Source organism: Streptomyces sp. 8K308, assembly GCF_004348315.1.
Taxonomy (GTDB): Bacteria; Actinomycetota; Actinomycetes; order Streptomycetales; family Streptomycetaceae; genus Streptomyces.
In genome coordinates this window covers 1-4,791 of the sequence record NZ_SMKC01000449.1, presented here as the reverse complement: position 1 = coordinate 4,791, position 4,791 = coordinate 1, and the positions used below count along the sequence as shown (strand labels likewise).

Sequence of the window (4,791 nt, the reverse complement as noted above, 5' to 3'; positions counted from 1 at the left end):
ACCCCGCCCGCCCCAGGAGACGCGTGCGCCGGGACACCCTCGCGACGGTCGCCACGGCCGCCGCCGGCGGGCTCCTGCTCGCGGCCGCGTTCCCACCCCTCGGCTGGTGGCCGCTGGCCGCCGTCGGGCCGGCGCTGCTGCTGGTGGTACTCCGGCGGAGCCGGCCCCGGGCGGCCTTCGGCCTCGGGACCGTCTTCGGGCTGACGTTCTTCGCCCCGCACCTGGTGTGGCTGACCAACCTCGGCCCGCTGCCCTGGGTGGCCCTCGTCGTCATCCAGGCGCTGCTCCTCGGCGGGCTGAGCTGCGTGGTGCCCGTCCTGAGCCGCCTGCCGGGCTGGCCGCTGTGGGCGGCGGCGTGGTGGGTGGCCGCCGAGGCCCTCAGGTCCCGCGTGCCGCTCGGCGGCTTCCCCTGGGGGCGGCTCGCCTTCAGCCAGGCCGACGCCCCCACCCTGGGGTGGGCCGCGATTGGCGGCGCCCCGGCCGTCAGCGCGGTCGTCGCCCTCGCCGCCGCCTGCCTGGCCGCCCTGCTCGCCACGCTCCGGTCGGCGACCACACGGCGGCGCGCCGTGGCGGCGGCCGGCCTGCTCGCCTCGCTCGCCGCGGGCGGCGCGGGAGCCGTGTTCCTCCCGTCCGCCGCGACGGACGAGGAGCGGAGCGCCACGGTGGCCGTGGTGCAGGGCAACGTGCCGCGCGGGCGCACCCTGGAGGAGCAGGCCCGGGTCGAGCAGGTCGCCGACAACCACGTCGCCGCCACCCGCGAGCTGGCGCGCGACATCGAAGCCGGCCGGGCACCCCGACCCGACCTGGTGCTGTGGCCGGAGAACGCCACCGACCGCGACCCACGCGAGGACCCCACCCTGAGCGGGCCGATCTCCCAGGCGGCCGCCGAGGTGGGCGCCCCCATCGTCGTGGGCGCCATCCTGGAGGCGCCCGGCGACCGCATACGCAACGCCAGCCTGCTGTGGGACCCGGAGACCGGCCCGGGCACCTACTACGCCAAGCGGCACCTCGTCCCCTTCGGCGAGTACATCCCCGCCCGTGACCTGCTCGGCGGCTTCGGCGACCTTCAACTCATCCCGCGCGACTTCGTCCCCGGCGACCGTCCTGTGCGACTGGACGTCGGGGACATCCGGCTCGCCTCGTCCATCTGCTACGAGGTCGCCTACGACGGCCAGGTCCGCGACGCCGTCCGCACCGGCGCCAACCTCGTCGCCGTGCCCACCAACAACGCCACCTACATGCGCGACGGCAACCTCGCCGAGCCCGAACAGCAGTTGGCCATGTCCCGGCTCCGGGCCGTCGAGCACGACCGCGCCGTCCTGGTCGCCTCCACCACCGGCATCAGCGCCGTCATCGAGCCCGACGGCACGGTCACCGCGGCCACCGGCGCCTGGACCCGCGAGGTGCTCACCGCCACCGTGCCGCTGCGCACCGACCAGACCCTGGCCACCCGCCTCGGCGCGATCCCGGAGGCGGTCATCGCCCTGGCCGCCGCGGCGGCCACCGCCCTCGGCGTCCACCGAGCCCGCCGCGCCCGCCGCCTACCGGCGGACGGCACGGCGAAGGACCGGGCGGCGAAGGACCGGGCGGCTACGGAGGGCGACACCGAAGTCTGAACGCCCGGATGGTTCACGGAAACGAGGGTCGGGCCCCGCTGCGGGGAGGACGTACGGCGGGGCCCGATGGGGGGCGCAGCAGACCCTACGCCCGAACGCGGCCGAAAGCGCCGAGCGTGCGGCGGTTCTTCGCGCGGCCGTCGTGTGGCGTCAGCCGCCCGGCGGCGCGGTGCTGCCGCGGACGACGAGTTCGGTGGCCAGCTCGACCCGGGTCTGGGCCGGCGCCCGGCCCTCGGCCAGGGCGATGAGCATGGTTGCGGCGGTGGCGGCCATCTCGGTCAGCGGCTGACGGACGGTGGTCAGCGGCGGCACGGTCCACTGGGCCGGCGGCAGGTCGTCGAACCCCACCACGCTGAGGTCGTCGGGGATGCGGAGACCCGCCTCCGCGGCGGCCAGGTAGACGCCGAGCGCCTGGGCGTCGTTGCAGGCGAAGACGGCGGTGGGCGGCTCAGGCCGCCGCAGCAGCGACCGCGCGTGCGCCAGGCCGCCCTCGGTCGTGAAGTCCCCGATCCTGATGAGCGTCGGATCGACGGCGACGCCCGCGGTGTCCAGCGCGGTGCGGTAGCCGTCGAGCCGGGCGCGGCTGGCCATGGAGTGCTCGGGCCCGGTGATGACGGCGATGCGCCGGTGCCCGAGCCTGAGCAGGTGGCGGGTGGCCGAGAGGCCGCCGCCCCAGTTGGCGGCCCCGATCGAGGGGGAGGAGTGCGCGGGCTCCCCGCCCGGGTCGACGAGCACGAACGGGATGCCACGGCTGTGGAGTTGGCCGCTCTGCGCGTCGGTGAGGACGGAGAACACCGAGATGACGCCGGTCGGCCGGCGGGCCAGCACCTGCTCGACCCAGCCCTCGTCCGGGGTGTGCCGGCCCTGGAGCTCCGAGAGCACCACGGCCAGCCGGTGTTGGCGCGCCACCCGCTGGACCCCGTTGATGACCTCGATGGCGTAGGCGTCGCGGGTCTGCCGGAAGACGAGTTCGAGCAGGGGCGCGGGTCCCTCCGCCCGCCGCTTCTGCCGCAGGTGGCCGTGGCGGCGGATGAACTCCTCGACCCGGGCACGGGTCTCGGGGGCGACGTCCGCCCGGCCGTTGATCACCTTGGAGACGGTCGAGACGGAGACGCCCGCTCGCGCGGCGATCTGCGCGCTGGTCAGCGGCTCGGCGGGCTGATCGTCTGCTGCGGTGCTCGACTCTGCTGGCGGCATGGCCGGGAAGTCTAGCCGGCCACCTCGAAATTTTCGAAGGCTCTACTCGTCAAATCCCTTTGTTTCCCGGGTTCTTGACGACACTTTGGATTGCTCCTACGGTTTCGGCACCGCTCGCTACCGATCTCCCCTCCGATAATTTCGACCGGGAATGGAAGCGCTCCCATGCTCAAGAAGTCCAAGACAACCGTGAAGCGGCGCTGGTCGGTGCTCGTGGCCCTCGTGGCCGCGCTCTGCGGCTCGCTGCTCGTCGCCCCCACGACCTCCGCGACCACGACCGCCTCCGCGACCTCCGCCGGCCCCGCGACCGGGCCGTCCAAGGACGGGCCCGGCATCGCCGCCTGGTCGAACACGCCGGACGGTTTCGCCGCCACGGCCGGTGGCACCACCGGCGGCGCGGCCGGCCCGACGGTGACGGTGACGAACTTCCCGGACCTCAACCGCTACGCCACTGCCAGCACCCCGTACGTGATCCGGGTGGCCGCGCCGATCACGGTCACGCCGTTCGGCCACGAGATCCGGGTGACCTCGAACAAGACCATCGTCGGCGTGGGCACCTCGGGCCACATCGTGAACGGTGGCTTCTTCCTCAACGGCGTCTCCAACGTGATCATCCGCAACCTGACCATCCGCGACACCCGGATGCCCGACGACGACCCGGGTGACGACGCCTACGACTACGACGGCATCCAGATGGACACCGCCAACCTCGTCTGGATCGACCACAACCGGATCGAGCGGATGAACGACGGCCTCATTGACAGCCGCCGGGACACCACCAACCTCACCGTCTCCTGGAACATCCTCAACGAGGGCAACAAGAGCTTCGGCATCGGCTGGACCGACAACGTCACCGCGCGCATCACGATCCACCACAACTGGATCCGCAACACCAACTCGCGCAACCCCAGTACCGACAACGTCGCCTACGCCCACCTCTACAACAACTACATGCAGAACATCACCGGCTACGGCAACTACTCCCGCGGCCGGACCAGGATGGTCATCGAGAACGGCTACTTCCGACAGGTCAGGGACCCCTTCTACCGAGACTCCACCGCGACCCTCACCCAGACCGGCAGCGTCCTGTCCGGCGTCACCGGCCGCCAGGAGACCGGCGGCACCACCTTCAACCCCCGCGACTTCTACTCCTACACCCTCGACCCCGCCGCCCAGGTCCCCTCGATCGTCGGCACCGGCGCCGGCCCCCAGGCCAGCATCACCAACTGACGTCCGGCGCCCGCCGGCCGGGCACGCCGCCGACGACCCGCGGCGCGCCCGGCCCTGGCAGGCTTGGGGGATGACTGAGTCGCCACTGCCCGGAGGGTTCGTCAACGCCGTCGTCCGCGTTGGGGACACCGTGCGCCGTCCCGTGTCCGCCCGCGCGGAGTTCGTGGGCGAACTGCTGCGGCTGCTCGAAGCCGGCGGCTGGCACGGGTCCCCGCGGCATCTCGGGGTCGACGGCCAGGGGCGTGAGGTACTCGGCTACCTCGAGGGACACGTCGCCTGGGAGTCGCGCCAGCCCGCCGCCGTCTCGTCGGACGAGAGCCTGGTGGCCGTCGCCCGGCTCGTGCGCGAGTTCCACGACCTGACGGCGGGCAGCGCGCTGGCCGGGGACGAGGAGGTGGTGTGCCACAACGACCTCTCGCCGAAGAACACGGTCTACCGGCCGGTCGGCGGCGAGTTGCGGCCGGTGGCCTTCATCGACTGGGACCTCGCGGCGCCGGGCTCCCGGGTGCACGACGTCGCCCACGTCTGCTGGCAGTACCTCGGCCTCGGCCCCTCGGTGGCCGACCCCGCGGAGGCGGGCCGGCGCATGCGGCTGGTGGCCGACGGCTACGGCCTTGCGGACCGGCGGGAGCTGGTGGCCACGGTGCTGTGGTGGCAGGACCGGTGCTGGCGCGGCATCAGGGCCGCGGCAGAGGCGGGCAACCCCGCGATGGTCCGGCTCCGGGACGCCGGGGTGGTGGGGGAGGTG

4 protein-coding genes are annotated in these 4,791 nt (G+C 73.5%); 3 read left to right on the top strand and 1 reads right to left on the bottom strand.

Annotated elements, in window-relative coordinates; translation table 11 throughout:
* The coding region (lnt, locus tag E1265_RS33695; RefSeq protein WP_132934754.1) for an apolipoprotein N-acyltransferase at nucleotides 1-1,616 on the top strand (1,616 nt) is incomplete at its 5' end.
* Between the two features lie 150 nt (nucleotides 1,617-1,766).
* Here the strand turns inward: lnt and E1265_RS33690 are convergent.
* Nucleotides 1,767-2,813 carry a LacI family DNA-binding transcriptional regulator gene (locus E1265_RS33690; protein WP_132934753.1) on the bottom strand — a complete coding sequence of 349 codons (1,047 nt, stop codon included), beginning with the start codon at nucleotides 2,811-2,813 and terminating at the stop codon, nucleotides 1,767-1,769.
* A 165-nt stretch (nucleotides 2,814-2,978) separates the two neighbouring features.
* Here E1265_RS33690 and E1265_RS33685 point away from each other — a divergent pair, with 165 nt between their 5' ends.
* Both E1265_RS33685 and E1265_RS33680 read left to right on the top strand, forming a co-directional pair.
* The gene (locus E1265_RS33685; protein WP_132934752.1) at nucleotides 2,979-4,043 is read left to right on the top strand and encodes a right-handed parallel beta-helix repeat-containing protein; all 1,065 of its coding nucleotides are present in this window, start codon (nucleotides 2,979-2,981) and stop codon (nucleotides 4,041-4,043) included.
* 70 nt (nucleotides 4,044-4,113) lie between these two features.
* The coding region (locus E1265_RS33680) for a phosphotransferase (protein ID WP_132934751.1) at nucleotides 4,114-4,791 on the top strand (678 nt) is incomplete at its 3' end.

Bases quoted from the DNA above. Each gene is read 5' to 3' on its own strand.
- E1265_RS33685 (WP_132934752.1), top strand. From the start codon at position 2,979: ATGCTCAAGAAGTCCAAGACAACCGTGAAGCGGCGCTGGTCGGTGCTC.
- E1265_RS33690 (WP_132934753.1), bottom strand. From the start codon at position 2,813: ATGCCGCCAGCAGAGTCGAGCACCGCAGCAGACGATCAGCCCGCCGAG.